The organism is Paraburkholderia sp., from assembly GCF_035656215.1.
In the GTDB taxonomy this organism is placed as follows: domain Bacteria; phylum Pseudomonadota; class Gammaproteobacteria; order Burkholderiales; family Burkholderiaceae; genus Paraburkholderia.
This window is the reverse complement of sequence record NZ_DASRSY010000059.1, coordinates 1-23,454: the sequence shown is the minus strand read 5'-3', so window position 1 is coordinate 23,454 and position 23,454 is coordinate 1. Positions and strand designations below refer to the sequence as shown.

Below are 23,454 nucleotides of genomic sequence, written 5' to 3'. Positions count from 1 at the left end.
ATCACGCGTTTTCGCGCACGGTGTGCGGAAAAATGAATTCAGAGTGAGGTTCTCAATGTACGCGGTCATAAAAACCGGTGGCAAGCAGTATAAAGTTGCCGTCGGCGAAAAACTTAAAGTAGAACAGATACCGGCAGACATTGACGCTGAAATCACGCTCGACCAGGTTCTCGCAGTGGGCGAAGGCGAATCGATTAAGTTCGGTACGCCGCTGGTCAGTGGGGCTTCCGTCAAGGCTACCGTCGTGTCGCAAGGTCGTCACGCAAAAGTGACCATCTTCAAGATGCGTCGCCGGAAGCACTACCAGAAGCATGGCGGCCACCGCCAGAACTATACCGAACTGCGCATCGACGCGATCAACGCGTAAGCGCACCGGTTAAGGAGCAAATTAAATGGCACACAAAAAGGCAGGCGGATCATCCCGCAACGGCCGCGACTCTGAATCGAAGCGTCTCGGCGTCAAGGTTTACGGCGGTCAGGCCATCAACGCTGGCGGCATCATCGTTCGCCAACGTGGCACGCGCATGCACCCGGGCGAAAACGTCGGTATCGGCAAGGATCACACCTTGTTCGCGCTGACGGACGGCCACGTCAATTTCTCGACGAAGGGCGCAGCGAAGAAGCACATGGTCAACGTCGTCCCGGCAGCAGTCTGAGTTTAATCAGGCACGGGCTTCAGGACCGGAAAAAGGCCCCGCGAAGTTCGCGGGGCTTTTTTTATTGCAGCATCTTTTTGCTGGGCGAAATTGGCGATTCGGTGGATCGGATTGCCATGCGCTGGCAAGGCTAGCCGTTTGGCTGATTGCTCACCGCACGGCGGCCGCGGCAAAATAGCAACATCTGAAAGCATCAACCCAGCAGCACCATCTAGCAGCACACCACGGGACGGAGTTACGCATGAAGTTCATTGACGAAGCGAGGATTGAAGTCATCGCCGGCGACGGAGGGGATGGCAGCGCGTCGATGCGCCGCGAGAAATTCGTTCCGTTCGGCGGCCCGGATGGCGGCGACGGCGGGCGGGGCGGTAGCGTGATCGCGGTCGCAGACCGCAACATCAACACGCTGATCGACTACCGCTACGCGAAAAAACATTTGGCACGCAACGGCGAAAACGGCCGGGGCGCGGACTGCTACGGCAAGGGCGGCGACGACATTACGCTGCGCATGCCGGTCGGCACGACCATTAGCGATATGGAAACCGGTGAGCTGATCGCCGATTTGACCGAGCACAACCAGAGCGTGCAGATCGCACAGGGCGGCGCAGGCGGTCTCGGTAACCTGCATTTCAAATCCAGCACGAACCGCGCGCCGCGTCAGAAAACCGACGGCAAGCCCGGCGAGCGCCGCATGGTGCGCCTCGAATTGAAGGTGCTGGCCGACGTCGGTCTGCTCGGCATGCCGAACGCCGGCAAGTCGACCTTCATCTCGTCGGTGTCGAATGCGCGGCCGAAAATCGCGGATTACCCGTTCACGACGCTCGCGCCGAATCTCGGCGTGGTGCGTGTCGGGCCGAGCCGCAGCTTCGTGATTGCCGACATTCCTGGTTTGATCGAAGGCGCTGCAGAAGGCGCCGGCCTCGGTCACCAGTTCCTGCGTCATCTGCAGCGTACCGGTCTGCTGCTGCATATCGTCGACCTGGCACCGTTCGACGAAGCCGTCGATCCGGTCGCCGAAGCCAAGGCGATTGTCAACGAACTGCGCAAGTACGACGAGCTGCTCTATGAGAAGCCGCGCTGGCTGGTGCTTAACAAGCTCGATATGGTGCCCGAAGACGAGCGCAAAGCGCGCGTATCGGCATTCATCGAAGGCTACGGCTGGGACGGCCCGGTGTTCGAAATCTCGGCGCTGACCGGCCAGGGTTGCGAGAGCCTTTGTTACGCGGTGTATGACCACATCGCCGCGCATTCGGACGCGCAGCGCGCGGCCGAAGCCGAAGATCTCGCCGCTGATGTGCGTTTCCGCGAGAAACCGGAAGCGCCGGCCGCTGCTTCGGACGACTCCGGCGTCGACCCGCAGGAGTAACAAGCCTGGGCGCCGGCGCCCTTCAGGGGCGCCGGCATGCATCAAGCGTCATCTTGGGAGACCGCGCACAATGCGTTCCGTCATCGCAGATTCACGGCGATTGGTAGTGAAAGTCGGCTCGAGCCTCGTCACGAATGACGGGCGCGGCCTCGATCATGCTGCAATTGGCCGCTGGGCCGCTCAGATTGCCGCACTGCGCGCGCAAGGCAAGGAAGTGGTGCTGGTCAGTTCGGGCGCCATTGCCGAAGGAATGCAGCGGCTTGGCTGGACCAAGCGTCCACGCGAGATCGACGAATTGCAGGCGGCCGCGGCTGTCGGTCAGATGGGCCTTGCGCAAGTCTACGAAAGCCGCTTTGCCGAGCATTCGATCCAGACCGCGCAGATTCTGCTGACCCACGCCGATCTGGCCGACCGCGAACGCTATCTGAACGCTCGCTCCACGTTGCTGACGCTGCTGCGTCTGGGCGTCGTGCCGATCATCAACGAGAACGACACGGTCGTTACGGACGAAATCAAGTTCGGCGACAACGACACGCTGGGAGCATTAGTCGCGAATCTGATCGAAGGCGACGCGCTCGTCATCCTCACCGATCAGCAAGGGCTCTTTACTGCCGACCCACGCAACGACCCGAACGCAACGCTCGTTCAACAGGCCGATGCCGGTGCGCAGGAACTCGAAGCAATGGCGGGTGGTGCGGGTTCGAGCCTGGGCCGCGGCGGCATGCTGACCAAGATTCTTGCGGCCAAACGCGCGGCACACAGCGGCGCCAATACGGTGATCGCGAGCGGGCGTGAAGCGGATGTGTTGTCGCGGTTGGCCTCGGGCGAGGCGATCGGCACGCAGTTGATCGCGCGCACGGCACGCATGGCGGCGCGCAAGCAATGGATGGCCGATCACCTGCAGGTACGCGGCCACGTGGTGATCGACGACGGCGCCGTCGAAAAGCTGACCGAAGGCGGCAAGAGCTTGCTGCCGATCGGCATCGTCGGTGTGCAGGGCGCGTTTGCGCGCGGCGAAGTAATCGCTTGCCTGAGCGCGGCAGGGCGTGAAGTAGCGCGTGGCCTGACGAATTACAGCAGTGCGGAAACCAAGCTGATCCAGCGGCGTCCGAGCGGTGAGATTGAATCGGTGCTCGGCTATATGCTGGAGCCTGAGGTGATTCACCGCGACAATCTTGTGCTGGTCTGATTTCCAGGCAAGATACGCACGACAAACAAAAAAGCCGTTCCAGCGTGAGCTGGAACGGCTTTTTTACGTCCGCCGCGACTTCCAGATTGGAAATCTGCTCGCGAAAACTGGCTCAGTGAATCAGCGAGGTCTGCGTGCGCTTGTAGCGGATGTTCTCAACAATCTGCTTTGCGGTGCCCGTAGGCATCTTGTTCGCACACATGTAATCCTGATACAGCGCTGCCTGGTATGCGTTCAGCGCGCCATTCTCAATGCGCCTGAAATCGTTGGCAACGGTTTGGTCCCAGCCGTCGTGATCGGCGTTCAGTCCCGCGTACTGGCGCCATTCATACGTGTCGCAGCGAATCCCTTCGTAGTTCACGTTGCGCGCGCCGCTTGAGCTCGTTACGACAACGGTGTAACGCACCACGCCGTCGGTGCCGACGCTCAGCGAATTTTTGTCGATCGCGAACTGCAGCGGCGTGTTGCCGGAGACCTCGAAAGGAAGAAGATTCGAGTCTTGCGGCAGCGGCGGCAACGTATCCACCTTGTTTTCAACCCAGTTGCTCGGCCGGTCCAGCAGGTAGGCAAACGCGCTGTCGTCTTTATTGGAGGGTTTGCTGGCGCAACCAGCCAGCAGGGCGCCAGTGGCGACGCACGCCACGACGAGAGCAAGTGCTTTCAATATGGTTTCCTCGAAACACTGGCGCAGCTCATGGAGCCGCGCCAGAGAGAGGCGGCGTGGACAGCCGCACAGAGTTGTTAATTGCGTACGCCAGGACGGAACAACGAGCCGGCGGTTTCGCGATCCGATTCGTCTTCGTGTTCCGACGCAGAGCCAACCTCGGCTACCGACCCGGAACCCGGACCGCAATCAGACACGATCGTCGTGTGAATCGACGTTTCGATGCTGAGGGTGGTCACCGAGGTGGTGACCGTCATCATTGTCGAATCCGGTGGACCTTCCATTGACGACGCTATCCGGGGATAACGCGGCCCATGGTGCCCGCCAGGTTTTTCCGCACGCGGCGCAGCCCGGCGCATGAAACGGGATAGCTCCGTCAGCGCCAACTGATACACATCCCGCTTGAACTCGATCACACAGTCGAGTGGCACCCAGTACTCGTTCCAGCGCCACGCATCGAACTCAGGGTGGTCGGTGGCGCGCAAGCAGATGTCGCAATCGCGTCCAACCATCCGGAGTAAAAACCAGATTTGTTTCTGGCCGCGGTAATGACCGCGTACTTCGCGCTTGATGAACTTGTCAGGCACCTCGTAACGCAACCAGTCGCGCGTGCGACCAATCACCTTGACGTGCTCAGGAAGCAGCCCGGTTTCTTCGTGTAACTCCCGATACATCGCTTGCACGGGGGTCTCTCCGTACTTGATGCCCCCTTGCGGAAACTGCCAGGAATGTTCACGGAGCCGTTTGCCCCAAAACACCTCGTTGTGCGCGTTCAAGAGGATGATGCCGACGTTCGGGCGAAAGCCTTCACGATCCAGCATACAACCACCTTCGAATCCTTTAAAATTGCTTTGATTATAAACAGATAACGGACCCGACGCACCGAATCGCACCAGATTGGAACGATTCGCCGCAAAAGGCCCGTGTTTGCGGTAGCCTGTCAGTCTTTCCGTGCCTTATCCCTTGCTGCAAAGGCTTTGCGCGATGGCTTCGGCGCCCCGGTCAGACCGGTTTGCCGGGGTTTTACCTGGCATGTGCAGGGCGTTTGCCGGGGCCTGGCCAGACTTTGGCCGGGTGTTGGGCGAGTTCGTGCCGGCTCCAAGCCGGGTCTGTGTCGGTTTCCCCACCGTTTTCACCTTTCGGGCGGTCCCTCCGGAGCCGCCGCTTTTGGAAAATCTGAATGAAAGCTTCCCGTTTCTTTATCGGCACGCTGAAAGAAGCGCCCGCCGACGCCGAGATCGTCAGCCACAAGCTCATGGTGCGCGCCGGCATGATCCGCCGCATCGCCGGCGGTATCTATAGCTACCTGCCGGTCGGCCTGCGTTCGATCCGCAAGGTGGAAGCCATCGTGCGCGAAGAAATGAACCGGGCGGGCGGGATCGAACTGTTGATGCCGTCGGTGCAACCGGCGGAGCTGTGGCAGGAATCGGGCCGTTGGGAAAAATACGGCCCCGAACTGCTGCGCTTCAAGGATCGCAAACAATCCGATTTCGTGTTCGGACCGACCCACGAAGAAGTGGTGACGGACATCGCGCGCGGCCAGATCAAGAGCTATCGCCAACTGCCGGTGAACTTCTATCAAATCCAGACGAAGTTCCGCGACGAGATCCGTCCGCGTTTCGGTGTGATGCGCGGCCGCGAGTTCATCATGAAAGACGCGTACTCGTTCGACAAAGACGTGGAAGGCCTGCGCGAGTCGTATCGCAAGATGTACGACGCGTACGTGCGTATCTTCACGCGCCTCGGTCTGAATTTCCGTGCCGTGGCAGCGGACAACGGTTCGATCGGCGGCAGCGGTTCGCATGAGTTCCACGTGATCGCCGACACCGGCGAAGATGCGATCGCCTATTGCCCGACCTCGGATTTCGCCGCGAACGTCGAAGCGGCCGAAGCGTTGCCGCTCTACAAGGAACGCGCGGCGCCGGTCGAAGAAATGAAGAAGACGGCAACGCCGGGCAAGGCGAAGTGCGAAGCCGTAGCCGAGCTGCTGAATATTCCGCTCGAGCGCACCATCAAGTCGATCGTCCTCGCCACCGAAAACGAAGGCGCTGAGCCGACCATCTGGTTGCTGATGTTGCGCGGCGATCACGATCTGAACGAGATCAAGGCTGGCAAGCTGCCGGGTCTCGCGGAATTCCGCATGGCCATCGAGGCCGAGATCATCGAGACCTTCGGCACGCCGCCGGGTTACCTCGGTCCGATCAACACGAAGAAGCCGGTCAAGGTCGTCGCGGATCGCACGGTCGCGAACATGAGCGATTTCGTGGTCGGCGCAAACGAGGTGGATTACCACATCACCGGCGTGAACTGGGGCCGCGATCTGCCGGAGCCGGTCATCGCCGATATCCGCAATGTGAAGAAGGGCGATCCCTCGCCGGACGGCAAGGGCGTGATCGACATCTGCCGTGGCATCGAAGTCGGCCACGTGTTCCAGCTCGGCACAAAGTATTCGGAAGCGATGAACGCGACCTGTCTCGACGAGACCGGCAAGCCGCGGCAGATGGAAATGGGCTGCTACGGTATCGGCGTCACGCGCATTCTGGGCGCGGCGATCGAACAGAATTTCGACGACAAGGGCATCATCTGGCCGGAATCGATCGCACCGTTCGAAGTCGTGCTGTGCCCGATGGGTTATGACCGCAGCGATGCCGTGCGCGAGCAGGCCGACAAGCTATACGCGGAGTTAGTTGAGGCGGGTATCGACGTAATCCTCGACGACCGTGGTGAACGTCCGGGCGTGATGTTCGCCGACTGGGAACTGATCGGCGTGCCGCATCGCCTGGTGATCGGCGATCGCGGTCTCAAGGACGGCAAGCTCGAGTATCAAGGCCGCCGCGACGCTGAAGCGACGCTGCTGCCGGTGGAAGACGCCGCGCAAACCGTGATCGGCAAAGTTCGCGCCGCGTTGGCGCAGTAAGCGGAGCGGACGGTGGAGTACACCTTCCTGTCCGCGACCATCCTGCTGATTCTGATCACAGACCCGCTCGGCAACATTCCTCTCTTTATCAGTTGCCTGCGGGGCGTGTCGCCGAAGCGGCGCACGATCGTCATTCTTCGTGAGGTGGCGATCGCCTTCGCGATCCTGCTGGTCTTCATGGTGGTCGGCGACGGTTTCCTGCGCATGATGAGCCTAACCGACCAGTCGTTGCGCATCGGTGGCGGAATCGTGCTGTTTCTGATTGCGCTCAGAATGGTGTTTCCGCATCCGGACGGTCCGTTCGGTGGCGACACGCGAGGCGGCGAGCCGCTCATCGTGCCGCTCGCCATTCCGGCGCTGGCGGGCCCATCGGCGCTCGCGACGGTGATGCTGCTGACGTCGCAGGCGCCCGGCAAGATGTTCGAATGGATCGGTGCACTGACCGTCACGATGGTCGTCTGCGCGATCGTGCTGATGCTGGCGGAGCGCATTCAGGCGTGGCTTGGCGAGCGCACCATGATGGCCTTCGAACGGCTGATGGGATTGGTGCTGGTGGCGATCTCAGTCGAAATGATGCTCGGCGGCATCCGCTCTTTTGTGCATCAACTTTGAGTGAGATCTGATGCGAGATTCAACACGGTAGCGGCGCGTTGCTATCAGCAGCCTGACCAACAAAAAAGCGGCCCGCAGGCCGCTTTTTTTACGTCGATGCGCGCCACAAATGGCGCTGGTGAAGCAACCTGACTCTAAGCGCCCTCGGTCAACGCCCGAATGGTCGGCAGGTTGCGCCAGTAGCCTTTGGCGTCCATCCCGCAACCGAACACGTAGCGGTCCGGCACTTCAAAGCCACAGTAATCCGGATGCAGCGGCTTCGCCTTCGGAATGATCTTCTCGCACAGCACCGCGCTCAGAAAGCGCTTCGCGCCCATCGCAAGGATGCGGTCGCGGATCGCGGCCATCGTCTCGCCTTCGTCGAGGATGTCGTCGAGCACCAGCACGACGCGATCCTTCACCGACTCGGCCGGCGCCACGCGCCACTGCATCTCGCTGCCGCCCTTGGTCGTGTTGCGGTAGCGGGTCAGGTGGATGTAGTCGAACTCGAGCGGGAAATCGAGGTGAGGCAGCAGCATGCCGGTGAACACCGCCGCGCCGCCCATCACCGACAACACGAGCGGGAAGTCCTCGCTCATCTCATCGCGGATGGCGGCAGCCATGCCGCTGATCGACGCATTGACGTCGTCGGCCGAAACGATTTCTTCGGAGTGGCTAAAAATGTGGAGAGCTTCTTCGCGGTTCATGACGTCTGACGGGCGGTAACTGTATACATAGTGTGGGTGAGAACGCCCCGAAGGAAGTCCCCTTGGGCGACGGCGGCGTGCGGTACAGAAAAAACCCGCACAAATCCGGAGTCAGTCGCGCGTGCCGTTGTTCTTGCAGGGAAGCACGCGCGCCGCCGTCTTTTGCTAAAGCTTAGCGCATGCCGGGCATCATGCCCTTCATGCCGCGCATCATCTTCTGCAAATTGCCGCCCTTCAGCTTCTTCATCATCGTGCGCATCTGGTCGTACTGATTCAGCATGCGGTTGACTTCCTGCACCTGCACGCCTGCGCCGGCGGCAATACGGCGCTTGCGGGTGGCCTTGATCAGCTCGGGCTTGGCGCGCTCCAGCGGCGTCATCGAATTGATGATGCCTTCCATGCGGCGCATCTGCGATTCGGCCATGCCCATATTGGCGCCGGCCGCAGCCTGCTGGAACTGCGCGGGCAGTTTATCCATCAGCGACGACAGGCCGCCCATGCTCTTCATCTGCGTCAGCTGCGCACGGAAATCGTTGAGGTCGAAGTCGCCGCCTTTCTTGACCTTGTCGGCGAGCTTCTGCGCGGCGTGTACGTCTACGCCACGCTGCGCTTCTTCGACGAGGGCGAGAATGTCGCCCATGCCGAGAATCCGGTTCGCCATGCGATCCGGGTAGAAAATTTCGAGGCCGTCGAGTTTTTCGGCGACGCCGACGAATTTAATCGGCTTGCCCGTCACGTGACGCACGGAGAGCGCAGCACCACCACGCGAATCGCCGTCGAGCTTGGTGAGGACGACGCCGGTGAGCGGCAGGGCGTCGCTAAAGGCCTTCGCGGTGTTGACCGCGTCCTGACCCAGCATCGCGTCGACGACGAAAAGCGTTTCCGCCGGTTTCAGTTCGCTGTGCAACGCGGTGATTTCCTGCATCATCGCTTCGTCGATACCCAGACGGCCCGCCGTATCGACCAGCAGCACGTCGTGGTAGTGACGCTTGGCCCAATCTACCGCGGCGCGTGCGATATCCACCGGTTTCTGATCCGGCTCAGACGGGAAGAAATCCGCGCCGACCTGCTCGGTCACCATCTTCAACTGCGCAATAGCGGCCGGGCGGTAAATGTCGCACGAGACGGTCAGAACCTTCTTTTTGTACTTTTCGCGCAGCAGCTTGGCGAGCTTGCCGACCGTGGTCGTCTTACCGGCGCCTTGCAGACCCGCCATCAGGATGACGGCCGGCGGCGTGACGGCGAGATTCAGTTCGACCGCCTTGCCTTCATAGTCGCCGCCGATGATCGCGGTCAGCTCGCGCTGCACCACGCCAACCAGCGCCTGGCCCGGCGACAGGCTGCTGATGACCTCCTCGCCAAGCGCCTTTTCCTTCACCTTGGCGATGAACTCGCGCACGACGGGCAGCGCCACGTCCGCCTCGAGAAGCGCCAGGCGCACTTCGCGCAGCATTTCCTGGGTATTCGCCTCGGTGAGCCGGGCTTCGCCGCGCAGCGTCTTGACGACGCGCGCCATCCGTTGAGTCAGATTGTCGAGCATGGGGAGCGATGAACAGTGCGGCCGGAGCGGGGCGCGAAGTGGAAGACGTCGCGGAGCAGGGGCCTAGTGTAAACTTCGAATATGGATATTGTACTGTATGCCCTCACTGCGCTCCTCTACGGCGGTCTCGCCGTGGCAGGCTGGCGCTCGCACCGGCACGCCGCCTTGCGCCCCATGCTCGGGAGCGTGCCGGCGGTGCCCGTCGCTGCGAGCATCTCGGCCGCCTCGGGTATGAGCACGTCGGGCCGCGCGCTGCTGTTTGTCGCGCTGCTCGCGCACGGCGTGCTGCTGCATACCACCATCTTTCCCCAGAACGCGATGGTGTTCGGCTTCGCGTTCGCGCTGTCGGCCATGTTCTGGCTCGGCGCCGGCATCTACTGGATCGAAAGTTTTTTCTTTCCGCTCGACGGCCTTCGCTTGCTGGTGTTGCCGCTCGCCTGCGTCGCTTCGCTATTACCGCTGGCGTTCAGCGGCGTGCGCGTGCTGCCGTATTCGGCCGCGCCGATGTTCAAGCTGCACTTCCTGATCGCCAATATCGCATACGGTTTGTTCGCGATCGCTGCATTGCACGCGATTCTGATGCTGCTGGTCGAGCGGCGTCTTCACGCAATGCGCGGCGGTATGTCGCAACGGAGTGCGGCCGCGGCGGGCAACGGCTGGCTGTCGAGCTGGCTCGACACGCTGCCGCCGCTGCTGACTTTGGAAAAGCTGCTGTTCCGTCTGATTGGCGCCGGCTTCGTATTGCTCACGCTGACGCTGCTCTCGGGCATCATATTCAGCGAGCAACTGGTCGACCGCGCGTTGCGGCTCGATCACAAGACCGTTTTCGCGATTCTTTCATGGGTGATGTTCGGCGCGCTGCTGACCGCGCGCAAGGTTTCCGGCTGGCGCGGCCGTGCGGCATTGCGCTGGGTGCTGGCGTCGTTCGTCGCGCTGCTGCTGGCGTACGTCGGCAGCCGTTTTGTATTCGAGGTGCTGTTGCACCGTGCTGTAGTGTGAGTGCCCTGCTATGCGACAAATTTTTCTGCTGATCCTGTTGTTCATCGTTGGCCAATGGCTGGTCAAGGCGCTGCGTCGTCATGACGCGCAAGCGTCGCAACGCAACGGCGGCGCCGGTGCGAATGGCGCCGCGGGCGCAAAAGGCCAGAGCGGTCCGAATGGCGGCGCCCGTGGGCCCGCCTCCGCGCAAGCGCAGCCGCAGCTTGCCGAGCCGATGATCCGTTGTGCCGAGTGCGGCGTGCACGCGCCGAAAAGCGACTCCGTGGTAGTGGCCGGGCAGCCGTTCTGCAGCGCCGCACATGCACAGCGTCACGGCGCGCATCCCACGGGCCGCGACGCTCGATGAGTGTCGCGTTCACCGTCGATGCCGACGGTTGGGTCGCCGCCGCACGCAAACTGCCATCGCCGAATTTCGAAACGCGGCCCGACGGGGCCGTGCCGACGCTGATCGTCGTCCATAACATCAGCTTGCCGCCCAATGAGTTCGGCGGCACGGCGATCGCCGAACTGTTCCAGAACACACTCGACTGCGACGCCCACCCGTACTACGACACGCATTTGCGCGGCGTACGGGTGTCCGCGCACTTCGTGATTCATCGCGACGGCGTGCTGGAGCAATTTGTCTCCTGCAACGAGCGCGCGTGGCATGCCGGCCCGTCGAATTTTTTCGGGCGCGAGCGCTGCAACGATTTCTCTATCGGCATCGAGCTGGAGGGCAGTGACACGACTGCTTTCGAAGCGGCGCAATACCGCACGCTCGGTGCACTTGTGACGGCGCTCAAGGCTCGCTATCCGGTCGAAGCGCTTGCCGGTCACTCGGACATTGCCCCCGGCCGCAAAACCGATCCAGGGCCCCATTTCGAGTGGCAGCGTCTGCAGCGCGACACCGCGTTAGCGGATCAGTACTTCCCCTATCTCAAGTTTTCCAGCGCACCGTAACGACCCTTCGCGCGACTTCGCGTGATACGGGCAGAGCAAGGCGCAGCCTTGTTCTCCGGGGAGGTGGTTTTGCGTCGTGCGATCCAGATGTCAAGTCTTCGAAAGCAAATAAATCGATTTGACCTGTCTCGAATCTCCACTATACTTGGTGCCAGAAATTCGGTTTTGCACTATATCTTGTGTTGTGCTGTGCATAACCGTGTGAATAACTGGGTGCATAACCGAGTGAATAAGTCAGCGGCGCCCCGCTCCCGAGCATGGCGCCGCAAGCATTCCAGGCAGCGAAAAACAATTCCCGCGGCGCCGCTGGTCGAGAGCACCGGCAGCACCCAGAAGCATTCAGGAAAAGGGCACAGCAAGTGATCGCGACACACACGATGAAGACCGTTACACATTCGAACCAGGCTTCATCGCTGTCGCATCCCGCCACCCGGCTCAGCCGGCCTTTTTCCTGCACACCATCGCTTGCGCACGCGGCGGCGCAGCGTTCGTTTTAATCCGCGGCTTTCTCCGCACCATTTCCAGGACCAGGAGCTTTGCACATGCAAACCACCGACAATGTGACGACCCGGTATGAGGGCTCACCGACCGGCCAGGCCTTCGGCCAGGCACAAGGCGCACAGGCGCTCGCGCCGCAGGTGACCTATGCCGACTACAAGGTGATCCGTCGTAACGGCAGCGTGGTGTCGTTCGAGCCGTCGAAAATCGCCATCGCCGTGACGAAGGCATTCCTGGCCGTCAACGGTGGTCAAGGCGCGGCGTCGGCTCGTGTGCGTGAACTGGTCGAGCAACTGACGCAGAGCGTGGTGCGCGCACTCGTGCGCAGCCGTCCGAACGGCGGCACGTTCCATATCGAAGACATCCAGGATCAGGTCGAGCTCGCGCTGATGCGCGGCGGCGAACACAACGTCGCGCGTGCGTACGTGCTGTATCGCGAGAAGCGCACCCAGGCGCGCGGTCATGACGACCTGATTGTCGCCAACACACCGGGTCTGAACGTCACCGACAACGGCGTGACGCGTCCGCTCGACATGGCTGCACTGCGCGGCATCATCGAATTGGCTTGCTCGAACCTGGGCGACGCCGTGAGCGCCGATCCGATCATCGCGGAAACGGTCAAGAATCTGTACGACGGCGTGCCGATGACCCAAGTCTACGACTCGGCGATTCTGGCTGCCCGCACAATGATCGAAAAGGACCCGGCATACAGCCAGGTCACCGCCCGCATCCTGCTGCACACGATTCGCCGCGAGATCCTCGAAGAGGAAGTCACGCAAACGGAAATGGCCGACCGCTATGCCGAGTACTTCCCGCAATTCATCAAGCGCGGCGTGCAAGCCGAACTGCTCGACGACAAGCTGCTGCAGTTCGATCTGAAGCGCCTCGGCGCCGCACTCGACAACAGCCGCGACCTGCAATTCGGCTACCTCGGCCTGCAAACGCTGTACGACCGCTACTTCCTGCATCACGACGGCGTGCGTATCGAAATGCCGCAGGCATTCTTTATGCGTGTCGCGATGGGTCTGTCGCTGAACGAGATCGACCGCGAAGCGCGCGCGATCGAGTTTTACAAGGTGCTGTCGAGCTTCGACTTCATGTCGTCCACGCCCACGTTGTTCAACTCGGGCACCCGTCGCTCGCAACTGTCGTCGTGCTACCTGACCACGGTCGACGACGACCTCGACGGCATCTACGAAGCGCTGAAGGAAAACGCGCTGCTGTCGAAATTCGCCGGCGGTCTGGGTAACGACTGGACGCGCGTGCGTGCGCTCGGTTCGCACATCAAGGGCACCAATGGCAAGTCGCAAGGCGTTGTGCCGTTCCTGAAGGTCGTCAACGACACGGCTGTGGCGGTCAACCAGGGTGGCAAGCGCAAGGGCGCGGTGTGCGCGTACCTGGAAACGTGGCACCTGGACATCGAAGAATTCCTCGAGCTGCGTAAGAACACCGGCGACGACCGTCGCCGCACCCACGACATGAACACGGCGAACTGGATTCCCGACCTGTTCATGAAGCGCGTTCACGAAGGCGGCGACTGGACGCTGTTCTCGCCGTCCACCTGCCCGGATCTGCACGACAAGTTCGGCGCCGAGTTCGAAACGGCTTACACGGCTTACGAAGACAAGGTCGCACGCGGCGAGATCAAGCTGTTCAAGAAGATCCCGGCGGCGCAACTGTGGCGCAAGATGCTGGGCATGCTGTTCGAAACCGGCCACCCGTGGATCACGTTCAAGGATCCGTGCAATGTGCGCTCGCCGCAACAGCACGTCGGCGTCGTCCACTCGTCGAACCTGTGCACGGAAATCACGCTGAACACCAGCGACGCCGAAATCGCCGTCTGTAACCTGGGCTCCGTGAACCTCGTCGCTCACCTGAAGGAACAGGCCGACGGCACGCTGGTGCTCGACCACGACAAGTTGAAGCGCACCGTCAGTGTGGCGATGCGCATGCTCGACAACGTGATCGACATCAACTACTACGCGGTTGCCAAGGCACGTAACTCGAACCTGAAGCACCGTCCGGTCGGCATGGGCATCATGGGCTTCCAGGACTGCCTGCATCTGCTGCGCACGCCGTACGCGTCGCAAGAGGCAGTGGCGTTCGCCGATACGTCGATGGAAGCGGTTTGCTACTACGCTTACTACGCGTCGACCGAACTGGCTCAGGAACGTGGCCGTTACTCCAGCTACCGCGGCTCGCTGTGGGATCGCGGCATCCTCCCGCAAGACTCGGTGAAGCTGCTGGCCGAAGCGCGTGGTGGTTACGTTGAAGTCGATTCGAGCGAATCGATGGACTGGACCGAACTGCGTTCGCGCATCGCCACCTACGGCATGCGCAACTCGAATTGCGTCGCAATCGCACCGACGGCGACCATCTCGAACATCATCGGCGTGTCGGCTTGCATCGAACCGACGTTCCAGAACCTCTATGTGAAGTCGAATCTGTCGGGCGAATTCACGGTGGTCAACGACTACCTGGTGCGCGACCTGAAGGAACGCGGTCTGTGGGACGAAGTGATGGTCGCCGACCTGAAGTACTTCGACGGCACGCTGTCGCGCATCGACCGGATTCCGGCCGACTTGCGCGCGATCTATGCCACCGCGTTCGAACTCGATCCGGTGTGGCTGGTCGAGGCGGCCTCGCGTCGTCAGAAGTGGATCGACCAGGCGCAGTCGCTGAACATCTACATGGGCGGCGCGTCGGGTAAGAAGCTCGACGAAGTCTACAAACTTGCATGGGTGCGCGGTCTGAAGACGACCTACTACCTCCGCACGATGGCGGCGACGCACGTCGAGAAGTCGACGGTTGCTCACGGCGCGCTGAACGCGGTGAGCTCGGGTGGTGGAGAAGGTTCGGGTGGTGTCGGCGGTGGCGCGGCAGGCGGGTTTGGCGCAAGCGGTGGTGCAGCTTCGGGCGGCATCCAGGCAGCGGCGGCAGCGCCGGCGGTGGCAGTCGAAGCAGCGCCGGAAGCGGATGGTCCGGTGTGCATGATGCGTCCGGGCGATCCGGGTTTCGACGAGTGCGAGGCTTGCCAGTAAGAACCTCTCGCGACCGTGATTCAGGCGCGAGACGAGTACGAAGCAGGCAGCAGGATCGCTGTTTGCTGAACGGGTTGTAGGTAAAGACCCGCATGCAGCGATCAGCAAGCCTGATAGAAGTGATACAGAAGTGAAGTAGATGAGCGGCGCGGCAAAACGAAATCGAAGTTGCGCCGCTCGTCGACAGGCAGCAAAGCACGGCAAGCAACTGAAGTCGCGAAGCGGTAACAAGCGGTAGATGAAGCGGTCAGCAGTCGGCAACACAGACGAAGCGCTCGACATGAAGCGCTCAGCAAACGCTCCGGCCGAGAGTCGATCGACACAGCCGGCAGATGCATCGCCCGACATTGCATTGAACTTCGCCTCGCTAGCACTGACGAACAGGCAGACACGAGGCAGCAGGAAGCAATCGCAAGACGCTGCAAACACGCTCCGCAATACAGATAGATAGAGCAGCGAAACGTCGCTTCGACACGTTGCTCTTCGAGCTTGCGAAGCACTTCGACGACACACGTTCAACACGCTTCACATGAGGCGACACACACAGTCTGTTGAACAAAGTGTTGTATGAACGTAGCAACGCGAATCGAAAACAGGATTTTTCATCAGCGAACTCTTTTATCGCTCGTGAAAAGATGGTACAAACCGTTCTAAATTGATGGTGACATTTATGCTCAACTGGGATGACGAGATCACTGCCGTAACTCCCTCGAGCGCTACGCAACAGAATGTGTTGCGCAACGCGGCGGGATCGGCTGTCGGTTCGCAAGTCGGAACGCGTTCCGCTCCTCACGCTCCCTCGGCTCAAGACGTCTTCGCGAACGACATCGCTGTCGCTCCCGTTGCTTCCGTCTCTCACGCTACCGGAACGGCTGCCGTTTCCGAGTCGCGTGTCAATGTCGCCGACAAGCGCATCATCAACGGCCAGACCGACGTCAATCAGTTGGTGCCGTTCAAATACAAGTGGGCTTGGGAAAAGTATCTGGCTGGTTGCGCTAACCACTGGATGCCGCAAGAAGTGAACATGTCGCGCGATATCGCCCTCTGGAAAGACCCGAACGGGCTGACCGAAGACGAGCGCCGCATCGTCAAGCGCAACCTGGGCTTCTTCGTGACGGCCGATTCCCTTGCCGCCAACAACATCGTGCTGGGCACCTACCGCCACATCACGGCGCCCGAATGCCGCCAGTTCCTGCTGCGCCAGGCGTTCGAAGAGGCGATCCACACGCACGCTTACCAGTACATCGTCGAATCGCTGGGCCTCGACGAAGGCGAAATCTTCAACGCGTATCACGAGGTTTCCTCGATTCGCGCCAAAGACGAATTCCTGATTCCGTTCATCCATACGCTGACCGACCCGGCCTTCAAGACCGGCACGCTCGAGGCAGACCAGACCCTGCTGCGCTCGCTGATCGTGTTCGCCTGTGTGATGGAAGGCCTGTTCTTCTACGTCGGCTTTACGCAAATCCTGGCGCTGGGCCGTCAGAACAAGATGACCGGCGCGGCGGAACAGTACCAATACATCCTGCGCGACGAGTCGATGCACTGCAACTTCGGCATCGACCTGATCAACCAGATCAAACTCGAAAACCCGCAGCTCTGGACGGCTGAGTTCCGCGCGGAAATCCGCGAAATCTTCCAGCAAGCGGTCGAACTTGAATATCGTTACGCAGAAGATACGATGCCGCGCGGGGTGCTCGGCCTCAATGCGTCGATGTTCAAGAGCTATCTGCGCTTCATCTGCAACCGTCGTTGCCAGCAGATCGGTCTCGATCCGCTGTACCCGAACGAGGAAAACCCGTTTCCTTGGATGAGCGAGATGATCGACCTGAAGAAGGAACGCAACTTCTTCGAGACGCGAGTGATCGAATATCAGACTGGCGGCGCGCTGACCTGGGAGTGATCCGGGTTCGTGTCGCAGAAGCATTCATTTTGGGGATGCTGCGGTTCGGTCCGCGGCAATTTAGTTAGGAGCAGAACCGCCTGATGCAAATCGTGCCCGGTGCGTCGCGTGCCTTCGCGGCCCACAAATATGACTGGCACTTTGCGAACCCTTCAGTGGGATGGGCAAACTTCCCCCCGGAAAAAGCCGCTGGCGTTGCCGCCAGCGGCCCGATCAAGCAATTGCCGGCGTTGATATCCAGCGCCGACCAGATCTGGCGCGCGGTGCCCAAGGGCACGGCGCGCCTTACCGCATTCATTAGCGTAAGCGCGCAGCACCTGCGTACGCCGATGAATAGCCCGCTTCGTAGCGCGCGCCCTGAGAAGCGTCCGCGGGAAGCGGGTTTTGACGAAGGGTGTAGTTTGAACTGACTCTCATCTGAAAACCTGAAGGAGAAAATGATGGCAACTGCAAAGAAAGCCGCAGCTAAGAAACCCGCAGCGAAGAAGGTCGTAGCCAAGAAGGCACCGGCTAAGAAGGCCGCTCCGGCGAAGAAAGTCGCTGCAAAGAAAGTCGCAGTGAAGAAGGTTGCAGCAAAGAAGGTTGCAGCAAAGAAGGCACCGGCGAAGAAAGTTGCAGCGAAGAAAGCTGCTCCGGCCAAGAAGGTTGCAGCCAAGAAAGTCGCTGTGAAGAAGGTTGCAGCGAAGAAGGTTGCAGCGAAGAAGGCGCCGGCTAAGAAGGCCGCAGTGAAGAAGGTTGCAGCAAAGAAGGCACCGGCGAAGAAGGCCGCAGCAAAGAAGGCGCCGGCTAAGAAGGCTGCTGCCAAGAAAGCTGCGCCTGCTAAGAAGGCTGCTGCCAAGAAAGCTGCGCCTGCGAAAAAGGCTGCCGCTAAAAAGGCTGCGCCTGCCAAGAAGGCTGCCGCGAAGAAGGCCGCTGCTCCTGCCAAGAAGGCTGCCCCTGCGAAGAAGGCTGTCGCCAAGAAGGCTGCGCCTGCACCCGCTGCGACTTCTGTCTCGAGCGCACCGGCGGCGTCGGTGAAAACCGCGCTGAACCCGGCAGCGGCTTGGCCGTTCCCGACGGGCAGCCGTCCGTAACTGGCGGATGAGCGGTGGAAGTACTTCGACACGCCGTAGCATGTGTCGATGATCGAGTAGCGCTTAAGTAGCATTACCGAGCGCTACTCGGTCAGGGTCCCGTTGCCGGGTTTCTGGCGACGGGATTTTTTTTGCCCGGCGCTCGCCAATGCATGAAAACGCGTCGGCTCAAAATGTACAGGCGAAAAAAAACGCATGCACCGCCACCATGTTGCATGGGACCGGAGGAAGTGCTTTGCATGGGACCAGAGTAGCGCGCTAAAGCGTGAACTCTGGTCGACAGCTAAAGCGCTAACTCCGGTCGACAGGGGAGGGCATGCGTCTGAAGTCGCCGCGGCGGCGCGCTAAGCGTTGCCGTGCGAGAGGGGAAAAGTTTAGTGCGTGACGCGCGTGACGCCACCGCTCGAGAGCAGACGGACGCGGTCGCCGGCGCGGAAGATTTCGCCGGTGGCGCTTTGCGTGATCGCGCGCATGTCGCCGTTATCGAGTCGCACGGTGATCTCGAGGCCGTCGTGCACCGCGACGCCGTTCTCGACCGCATTGCCTGCCACCGCGCCCGCCAGACCACCGATGATGCCCGTCACGATCGAGCCGCGGCCGCCGCCGATCGCGCTGCCGGCCACCGCACCCAACGCGCCGCCACCGATCGCACCCAGGCCGCTCGGCTGGCCGTTGTTCGAACTGATCTTCACGGCCCGAACGCTGTCGACCGTGCCCATGCGGACCGTCTCTTCGCGCTGTGCCTGCGACGCCGTGTAGACATCTGCAGAACTGCTGTTATACGCACACCCCGACATGGCCAGTGAACCGGCAATCAAGGCGGCCACTACCAGGCGACTCGTTGTTCTCATTCCCTAACTCCAATAGCTTGCGGTATTACTGCAGGTCGTATCCGAACGCCTGCTTGAACCGTTCGTTGATCTCCGCCCGGCTGGGCGCGTAGTTTTGCGGGCCTAGGTGTTCGATCTTCAGCGCGCCCATCAGGCTTGCCAGACGCCCCGTGGTCGCCCAGCCAAGCTTGTTCTCGATGCCGTACAGCAAGCCGCCGCGGAACGCGTCGCCGCAACCTGTAGGATCGAGCACCTGCTGTGCCTTGACCGCCGGAATATCTTCGATGCCCCCGGCCTGATGGATCTTCGCGCCTTGCTCGCCGAGCGTGATAACCAGCGCCTCGACCTTGCCGGCAATTTCTTCGATCGACCAACCCGTTTTGTTGCTCACCAGTTTGGCTTCGTAATCGTTGACAGCTACGTAAGTAGCAAGTTCAATCATACGGCGCAGAGACTCACCGTCGAACAGCGGCAAACCTTGGCCCGGATCGAAGATAAACGGCACGCCGGCCGCTGCCAGGTGCTCGGAATGCTGGACCATGCCGTCGAAGCCATCAGGCCCGACGATGCCGAGCGTGATGCCTTTCGCTTCATCGGCGCGATTCAGATGCGACTGCATCATCGCGCCAGGGTGGAACGCGGTGATCTGGTTATTTTCCAGATCGGTGGTGATCATCGCTTGCGCCGAGTGGGTGTCCGGCACCAGGAGTACGTTTTCCGTCGACAGGCCGAGCTGCTTGAAGCGGTCCATGTAGAGCTGTGCGTCGATCGCGCCGAGCGTTCCCATGATGCGCGCGTCACCACCGAGCAGATGCAGCGAGTAGGCGATGTTGCCCGCGCAGCCGCCGAATTCCCGGCGCATCGTCGGCACGAGAAAGCTCACGTTCAGGATGTGGACCTGCTCCGGCAGGATGTGATCCCGAAAGCGGCCTTCGAAGGTCATGATGTTGTCGTAGGCGAGCGAACCGCAAATCAGCGTAGCCAAGGCGAGCGTTCCTGTAAAAATCGATAATGAGAATGGGCGCGACGATGTGACAGCGCCGCGCATGAAGCGCGGCGCCGGGATTCGTGCGCGAAGGTTTTACTTCAGCGCGGCGAGTGCTGCGTCGTAGTTCGGCTCGTTCTTGATTTCGCCGACCAGCTCAGCGTGCACGACCTTGTCGTTTTCATCGACGACCACCACGGCGCGTGCCGTCAGACCCGTCAGCGGGCCGCTCGTCACGTCGACGCCGTAGGCTTGCGCGAACTCATGGCCGCGGAACGTGGACGCCGTCACGACGTTCTCGATGCCTTCTGTCGTGCAGAAGCGCGATGCGGCGAACGGCAGGTCGCCCGACACGACGATCACAGCCGTGTTGCTCAGCTTGGCTGCGGCTTCGTTGAACTTGCGGGTCGAGGTGGCGCAAGTCGGCGTGTCAAGGCTCGGGACGATGTTCAGCACCTTGCGCTTGCCGGCAAAGTCAGCCAGCGACAACGGCTTCAGATCCTTGCCCACCAGCGAGAAGGCGGGGGCATTCTGGCCCACGGTCGGGAACGTGCCGGCTACTTCGATCGGGTTGCCACCCAGCGTAACTTGACTCATGTTGTTGTGCTCCGAAAATTCGTCAGTAATGACGGTGAACACGCCCGGTCAATGCCGGGCGCGCAAGGATGCGTTACGGATAAAAAATCTGTACGCGGAAATTGGAAGCGACCGCATTGCCCGTGTCGAGGTGGACGATCATGGTCTGGGTCGTATGCGCCGGCAGGCCGGCCGCGATTGGCGTGCCGGGTGGGACATAGTCTTGCGGCCACAGTACGCGCCGCACGGCGACATTGTTCTGGTCGTCGAGCAGTGTGAGTTCGATGGCCGGGTAGGCCAGCGCAACATTGAAGCGGTTGCGCAGCGGCATCTTCAGTTCGAGCTTGTGCGGGCCGTCGATCTGCCGCAGATCGGACGGCTCGACCTGCAAACCGTCGATGTCGTGTGGCGGCGTGATCTGGCAGCCGAGCTGCGCGCAGGCCTTCGCATAGAGCGTCTGTGAACGCGGGAAGTAGACCTGCACGGTTTCGCGTTGCCACCAGGCGAGCTGCGCGAGCAGGGCGATAACCAGCAGCGCCGCGACTACCGAGCCCGCGATGATCCAGCCGAGGCGGCGAGGTGCGGCCGGGCGCGTCTCGCGTACTACCGGGAAGGGATCGACGTCGTCATGCACGGGTTGGACTGTGAAAGGTTCGCCGCTCGATCCAAATGAAGCTGCGCCCGGGCCACCTGGGCCGGCCATGCCTGAGCCGCCGCTGCTGCCTGCGCCCAGACCGCCCGCCGCGGCCGCACCCAAGCCGGCCGCCGCACCTAAGCCGGCCGCACCTAAGCCGGCCGCACCTAAGCCGGCCGCGCCGAAATGCGGTTCATTGTCAGGAATGCCATGCAAGGCGGCCGACTCGTTCAGGACCGGTTCGTCTGCGTGAGCAAGATGTTCGGAGACGCGCTCGGTCTTGTGCCAGACCCGTGGCGCGGCTTCCGCCGGCGGATTAGCCGGGCGAGCGAAAGGCTCGCGCGGGACGTCCACCGGCGCGTCGGGCTCGTAGGCGAAGGGTTCGAGTGGCGCGTCCGCGAGAATGGGTTCGTCGTCGGGAGGAGTCGGCGTGGTGAAGGCGCTTGGCGGCAGTTCCGGCTCGGTTGCATGCCGCGGCGTGACCGCGACGCCTAAGCCGGTGGAAACCGGCGTAAGCGGCAGATTGCTGGCGTTGTGAAGCAGACGGTTGTCGATCACAGCGTCAGCCGCCGGTGCCCACGGATCCCAGGCTTCAGCGCTGAAATCGGGGTCCTTGGGACGTACGCCAGACAAAGCCTCGATCGCCGCAGCCGCGGCAACCGGCTTGGCGGAGGAGAAGTCGTCGCCTTCGTTCAGTTCGAACAGGCTGCTGGATGCGTCGAATACTTCATGGCAATGCCCGCAACGCACGAGGCCACGGCGCAGCGCGAGCTGCGCCGATTGCAGGCGGAAGACGGTTTCACAGAAGGGGCAACGCGTCGCCAGGAGCATATTGAGCCGGTAAGCCGAAAGGCCGTTGGTTGGACAATACGCCTTATTCTAATGGCTTTCGCGGCGCGTTCCCGTTAGACATACCCAACCTTCGTGTTCGCGCCATACGCCGATGTCGATCCATTGTGCGTAGACCTGCGCCACTTCGTCCGCCTGGCGCGCCAGGATGCCTGACAGCGCGATCCGGCCACCTGGCTTGACCTTCGACGACAGCATCGACGCCATCAGCTTGAGCGGATTGGACAGGATATTGGCGACCACGATATCGAACTCGCCGGTCGGGCATTCGTCAGGCAAACCGTAAGTGACTTCAGCCCGGTTGCGTTCGCTGTTGTGGCGCGCCGATTCGACCGCTTGCGGGTCGATATCGATGCCGTACACCGGGTTGGCGCCGCACTTCTTCGCGAGAATCGCGAGAATGCCCGAGCCGCAGCCGTAGTCGAGCACGGATTGCCCAGCCTTCACCGATTGCTCCAGCCATTCCATGCACAGACGGGTAGTGGGGTGGCTGCCGGTTCCGAATGCGAGGCCAGGATCGAGTTCCAGCACGAGGGCGTCCGGGTCCGGTGCATCGTGCCACGAGGGCACGACCCAGATGCGCTCGCCGATTGAAATCGGATCGAATTGCGATTGCGTGAGACGCACCCAATCCTGCTCTTCGACTTCACGCACGGTGAATGAAGGTGCGGGATCGAGGCCCAGTTCGTTGGCCGCCGCGGTGAGCAGCACCGCCGGCTCGTGTTCCGGCGCGAGCAGCGCGATCACGCGCGAACGCTGCCACGCCGTGCGATCTGGCGTGAGACCGGGCTCGCCGAACAGCGGCTGCTCGTCGGGCGTGTCGGCATCCGCATCTTCAACCGATACGGACAGCGCGCCCAGCTCGAGCAGCGCGTCGGAGAACTCCTCCGCGTGCTCGCGTGCCAGTTCGGCGATCAGTTCCCGGTAGCTCATGGCTTACGCTTCTTCCGGCGCGGCCTGCTGCTTCGCGGCCAACCGGTTTTCGAGGTAATGAATGCTGGTGCCGCCTTCAACGAACTTCGCGTCCAGCATCAATTCGCGGTGCAGCGGGATGTTGGTCTGAATACCTTCGACGACCATTTCCGACAGTGCGATGCGCATCCGCTTGATCGCCTGCTCGCGCGTTGCGCCGTAAGCGATCAGCTTGCCGATCATCGAATCATAGTTCGGCGGTACGAAATAACCATTGTAGGCATGCGAGTCGACGCGGATGCCGGGGCCGCCCGGCATATGCCACGACGTCAGGCGTCCCGGCGACGGAGTGAACTTGAACGGATCTTCCGCATTGATCCGGCATTCAATCGCGTGACCCTTGAAGACGATGTCGCGCTGACGGAACGCGAGCTTCTCGCCGGCCGCGATACGGATCTGTTCCTGCACGATATCGACGCCCGTGATCAACTCGGTCACCGGATGCTCGACCTGCACGCGCGTGTTCATTTCGATGAAATAGAACTCGCCGTTTTCGTACAGGAACTCGAACGTACCCGCGCCAAG

Annotated in this window: 22 protein-coding genes and 1 pseudogene; 13 read left to right on the top strand and 10 right to left on the bottom strand. The window is 61.4% G+C overall.

Annotated features, from left to right (window positions below):
- The first annotated feature begins 55 nt into the window (after positions 1–55).
- The 4 genes from rplU (at position 56) to proB (ending at position 3,211) form a co-directional block, all read left to right on the top strand.
- Positions 56–367, top strand: coding sequence for a 50S ribosomal protein L21 (gene rplU / locus VFE81_RS03285; RefSeq protein WP_007180329.1), 312 nt, complete (start codon positions 56–58; stop codon positions 365–367).
- Between the two features lie 25 nt (positions 368–392).
- A complete protein-coding gene (rpmA, locus tag VFE81_RS03280; RefSeq protein ID WP_007180330.1) occupies positions 393–656 on the top strand; it encodes a 50S ribosomal protein L27 in 264 nt (87 codons plus the stop codon).
- A gap of 241 nt (positions 657–897) precedes the next feature.
- Positions 898–2,022 (top strand): Obg family GTPase CgtA, encoded by a 1,125-nt coding sequence (gene cgtA / locus VFE81_RS03275; RefSeq protein WP_325043215.1) that lies wholly within the window; start codon positions 898–900, stop codon positions 2,020–2,022.
- 70 nt (positions 2,023–2,092) lie between these two features.
- Positions 2,093–3,211 carry a glutamate 5-kinase gene (proB, locus tag VFE81_RS03270; protein ID WP_325043214.1) on the top strand — a complete coding sequence of 373 codons (1,119 nt, stop codon included), beginning with the start codon at positions 2,093–2,095 and terminating at the stop codon, positions 3,209–3,211.
- Positions 3,212–3,323: 112 nt separating this feature from the next.
- Here the strand turns inward: proB and VFE81_RS03265 are convergent, their stop codons facing one another.
- Positions 3,324–3,875 (bottom strand): CNP1-like family protein, encoded by a 552-nt coding sequence (locus VFE81_RS03265; protein WP_325043213.1) that lies wholly within the window; start codon positions 3,873–3,875, stop codon positions 3,324–3,326.
- A gap of 77 nt (positions 3,876–3,952) precedes the next feature.
- The gene (locus VFE81_RS03260; RefSeq protein WP_325043216.1) at positions 3,953–4,696 is read right to left on the bottom strand and encodes an RNA pyrophosphohydrolase; all 744 of its coding nucleotides are present in this window, start codon (positions 4,694–4,696) and stop codon (positions 3,953–3,955) included.
- Between the two features lie 359 nt (positions 4,697–5,055).
- Here VFE81_RS03260 and VFE81_RS03255 point away from each other — a divergent pair, with 359 nt between their 5' ends.
- Together VFE81_RS03255 and VFE81_RS03250 are read left to right on the top strand one after the other, a co-directional pair.
- Positions 5,056–6,792: a proline--tRNA ligase gene (locus VFE81_RS03255; RefSeq protein ID WP_325043212.1), complete on the top strand. Its 1,737-nt coding sequence runs from the start codon at positions 5,056–5,058 to the stop codon at positions 6,790–6,792.
- A gap of 12 nt (positions 6,793–6,804) precedes the next feature.
- Positions 6,805–7,404 (top strand): MarC family protein, encoded by a 600-nt coding sequence (locus tag VFE81_RS03250; protein ID WP_325043211.1) that lies wholly within the window; start codon positions 6,805–6,807, stop codon positions 7,402–7,404.
- A gap of 134 nt (positions 7,405–7,538) precedes the next feature.
- Here the strand turns inward: VFE81_RS03250 and VFE81_RS03245 are convergent, their stop codons facing one another.
- Positions 7,539–8,090, bottom strand: a complete 552-nt coding sequence (locus VFE81_RS03245) for a hypoxanthine-guanine phosphoribosyltransferase (protein ID WP_325043210.1) — start codon at positions 8,088–8,090, stop codon at positions 7,539–7,541.
- A 172-nt stretch (positions 8,091–8,262) separates the two neighbouring features.
- Positions 8,263–9,630, bottom strand: a complete 1,368-nt coding sequence (ffh, locus tag VFE81_RS03240; protein WP_325043209.1) for a signal recognition particle protein — start codon at positions 9,628–9,630, stop codon at positions 8,263–8,265.
- A gap of 81 nt (positions 9,631–9,711) precedes the next feature.
- Here ffh and VFE81_RS03235 point away from each other — a divergent pair, with 81 nt between their 5' ends.
- The 7 genes from VFE81_RS03235 (at position 9,712) to VFE81_RS03205 (ending at position 18,083) form a co-directional block, all read left to right on the top strand.
- The gene (locus VFE81_RS03235; protein WP_325043208.1) at positions 9,712–10,629 is read left to right on the top strand and encodes a cytochrome C assembly family protein; all 918 of its coding nucleotides are present in this window, start codon (positions 9,712–9,714) and stop codon (positions 10,627–10,629) included.
- Between the two features lie 10 nt (positions 10,630–10,639).
- Complete coding sequence (locus VFE81_RS03230) at positions 10,640–10,975, top strand: PP0621 family protein (protein WP_325043207.1); 336 nt, start codon at positions 10,640–10,642, stop codon at positions 10,973–10,975.
- Positions 10,972–11,568, top strand: coding sequence for a 1,6-anhydro-N-acetylmuramyl-L-alanine amidase AmpD (gene ampD / locus VFE81_RS03225; protein ID WP_325043206.1), 597 nt, complete (start codon positions 10,972–10,974; stop codon positions 11,566–11,568). Before VFE81_RS03230 ends, ampD begins: the two co-directional genes overlap by 4 nt.
- Before the next feature lie 542 nt (positions 11,569–12,110).
- Positions 12,111–15,107, top strand: a complete 2,997-nt coding sequence (locus tag VFE81_RS03220) for a ribonucleoside-diphosphate reductase subunit alpha (RefSeq protein ID WP_325043205.1) — start codon at positions 12,111–12,113, stop codon at positions 15,105–15,107.
- Positions 15,108–15,777: 670 nt separating this feature from the next.
- Positions 15,778–17,010, top strand: coding sequence for a ribonucleotide-diphosphate reductase subunit beta (locus tag VFE81_RS03215; protein ID WP_325043204.1), 1,233 nt, complete (start codon positions 15,778–15,780; stop codon positions 17,008–17,010).
- A gap of 83 nt (positions 17,011–17,093) precedes the next feature.
- The gene (locus VFE81_RS03210) at positions 17,094–17,420 is read left to right on the top strand and encodes a hypothetical protein (protein WP_325043203.1); all 327 of its coding nucleotides are present in this window, start codon (positions 17,094–17,096) and stop codon (positions 17,418–17,420) included.
- 30 nt (positions 17,421–17,450) lie between these two features.
- Positions 17,451–18,083, top strand: a complete 633-nt coding sequence (locus tag VFE81_RS03205; RefSeq protein ID WP_325043202.1) for a histone H1-like DNA-binding protein — start codon at positions 17,451–17,453, stop codon at positions 18,081–18,083.
- 374 nt (positions 18,084–18,457) lie between these two features.
- Here the strand turns inward: VFE81_RS03205 and VFE81_RS03200 are convergent, their stop codons facing one another.
- The 6 genes and pseudogenes from VFE81_RS03200 to VFE81_RS03175 all read right to left on the bottom strand — a co-directional run.
- Positions 18,458–18,934, bottom strand: coding sequence for a glycine zipper 2TM domain-containing protein (locus VFE81_RS03200; RefSeq protein WP_028196458.1), 477 nt, complete (start codon positions 18,932–18,934; stop codon positions 18,458–18,460).
- A 25-nt stretch (positions 18,935–18,959) separates the two neighbouring features.
- Complete coding sequence (locus VFE81_RS03195; RefSeq protein ID WP_325043201.1) at positions 18,960–19,898, bottom strand: carbohydrate kinase family protein; 939 nt, start codon at positions 19,896–19,898, stop codon at positions 18,960–18,962.
- 96 nt (positions 19,899–19,994) lie between these two features.
- Positions 19,995–20,495: a thiol peroxidase gene (gene tpx / locus VFE81_RS03190; RefSeq protein WP_325043200.1), complete on the bottom strand. Its 501-nt coding sequence runs from the start codon at positions 20,493–20,495 to the stop codon at positions 19,995–19,997.
- Positions 20,496–20,568: 73 nt separating this feature from the next.
- Positions 20,569–21,939, bottom strand: a complete 1,371-nt coding sequence (locus VFE81_RS03185) for a zinc-ribbon and DUF3426 domain-containing protein (protein ID WP_325043199.1) — start codon at positions 21,937–21,939, stop codon at positions 20,569–20,571.
- 48 nt (positions 21,940–21,987) lie between these two features.
- Positions 21,988–22,890 (bottom strand): 50S ribosomal protein L11 methyltransferase, encoded by a 903-nt coding sequence (gene prmA, locus VFE81_RS03180; RefSeq protein WP_325043198.1) that lies wholly within the window; start codon positions 22,888–22,890, stop codon positions 21,988–21,990.
- Between the two features lie 3 nt (positions 22,891–22,893).
- Positions 22,894–23,454 (bottom strand): annotated as a pseudogene (locus VFE81_RS03175) (acetyl-CoA carboxylase biotin carboxylase subunit); the annotation flags it as partial.

Excerpts from the sequence above, each read along its gene's own strand:
- rplU (WP_007180329.1), top strand. The coding sequence starts at position 56 with ATGTACGCGGTCATAAAAACCGGTGGCAAGCAGTATAAAGTTGCCGTC.
- rpmA (WP_007180330.1), top strand. The coding sequence starts at position 393 with ATGGCACACAAAAAGGCAGGCGGATCATCCCGCAACGGCCGCGACTCT.
- cgtA (WP_325043215.1), top strand. The coding sequence starts at position 898 with ATGAAGTTCATTGACGAAGCGAGGATTGAAGTCATCGCCGGCGACGGA.
- proB (WP_325043214.1), top strand. The coding sequence starts at position 2,093 with ATGCGTTCCGTCATCGCAGATTCACGGCGATTGGTAGTGAAAGTCGGC.
- VFE81_RS03260 (WP_325043216.1), bottom strand. The coding sequence starts at position 4,696 with ATGCTGGATCGTGAAGGCTTTCGCCCGAACGTCGGCATCATCCTCTTG.
- VFE81_RS03255 (WP_325043212.1), top strand. The coding sequence starts at position 5,056 with ATGAAAGCTTCCCGTTTCTTTATCGGCACGCTGAAAGAAGCGCCCGCC.
- VFE81_RS03245 (WP_325043210.1), bottom strand. The coding sequence starts at position 8,090 with ATGAACCGCGAAGAAGCTCTCCACATTTTTAGCCACTCCGAAGAAATC.
- ffh (WP_325043209.1), bottom strand. The coding sequence starts at position 9,630 with ATGCTCGACAATCTGACTCAACGGATGGCGCGCGTCGTCAAGACGCTG.
- VFE81_RS03235 (WP_325043208.1), top strand. The coding sequence starts at position 9,712 with ATGGATATTGTACTGTATGCCCTCACTGCGCTCCTCTACGGCGGTCTC.
- VFE81_RS03230 (WP_325043207.1), top strand. The coding sequence starts at position 10,640 with ATGCGACAAATTTTTCTGCTGATCCTGTTGTTCATCGTTGGCCAATGG.
- ampD (WP_325043206.1), top strand. The coding sequence starts at position 10,972 with ATGAGTGTCGCGTTCACCGTCGATGCCGACGGTTGGGTCGCCGCCGCA.
- VFE81_RS03220 (WP_325043205.1), top strand. The coding sequence starts at position 12,111 with ATGCAAACCACCGACAATGTGACGACCCGGTATGAGGGCTCACCGACC.
- VFE81_RS03215 (WP_325043204.1), top strand. The coding sequence starts at position 15,778 with ATGCTCAACTGGGATGACGAGATCACTGCCGTAACTCCCTCGAGCGCT.
- VFE81_RS03210 (WP_325043203.1), top strand. The coding sequence starts at position 17,094 with ATGCAAATCGTGCCCGGTGCGTCGCGTGCCTTCGCGGCCCACAAATAT.
- VFE81_RS03205 (WP_325043202.1), top strand. The coding sequence starts at position 17,451 with ATGGCAACTGCAAAGAAAGCCGCAGCTAAGAAACCCGCAGCGAAGAAG.
- VFE81_RS03200 (WP_028196458.1), bottom strand. The coding sequence starts at position 18,934 with ATGAGAACAACGAGTCGCCTGGTAGTGGCCGCCTTGATTGCCGGTTCA.
- tpx (WP_325043200.1), bottom strand. The coding sequence starts at position 20,495 with ATGAGTCAAGTTACGCTGGGTGGCAACCCGATCGAAGTAGCCGGCACG.
- VFE81_RS03185 (WP_325043199.1), bottom strand. The coding sequence starts at position 21,939 with ATGCTCCTGGCGACGCGTTGCCCCTTCTGTGAAACCGTCTTCCGCCTG.
- prmA (WP_325043198.1), bottom strand. The coding sequence starts at position 22,890 with ATGAGCTACCGGGAACTGATCGCCGAACTGGCACGCGAGCACGCGGAG.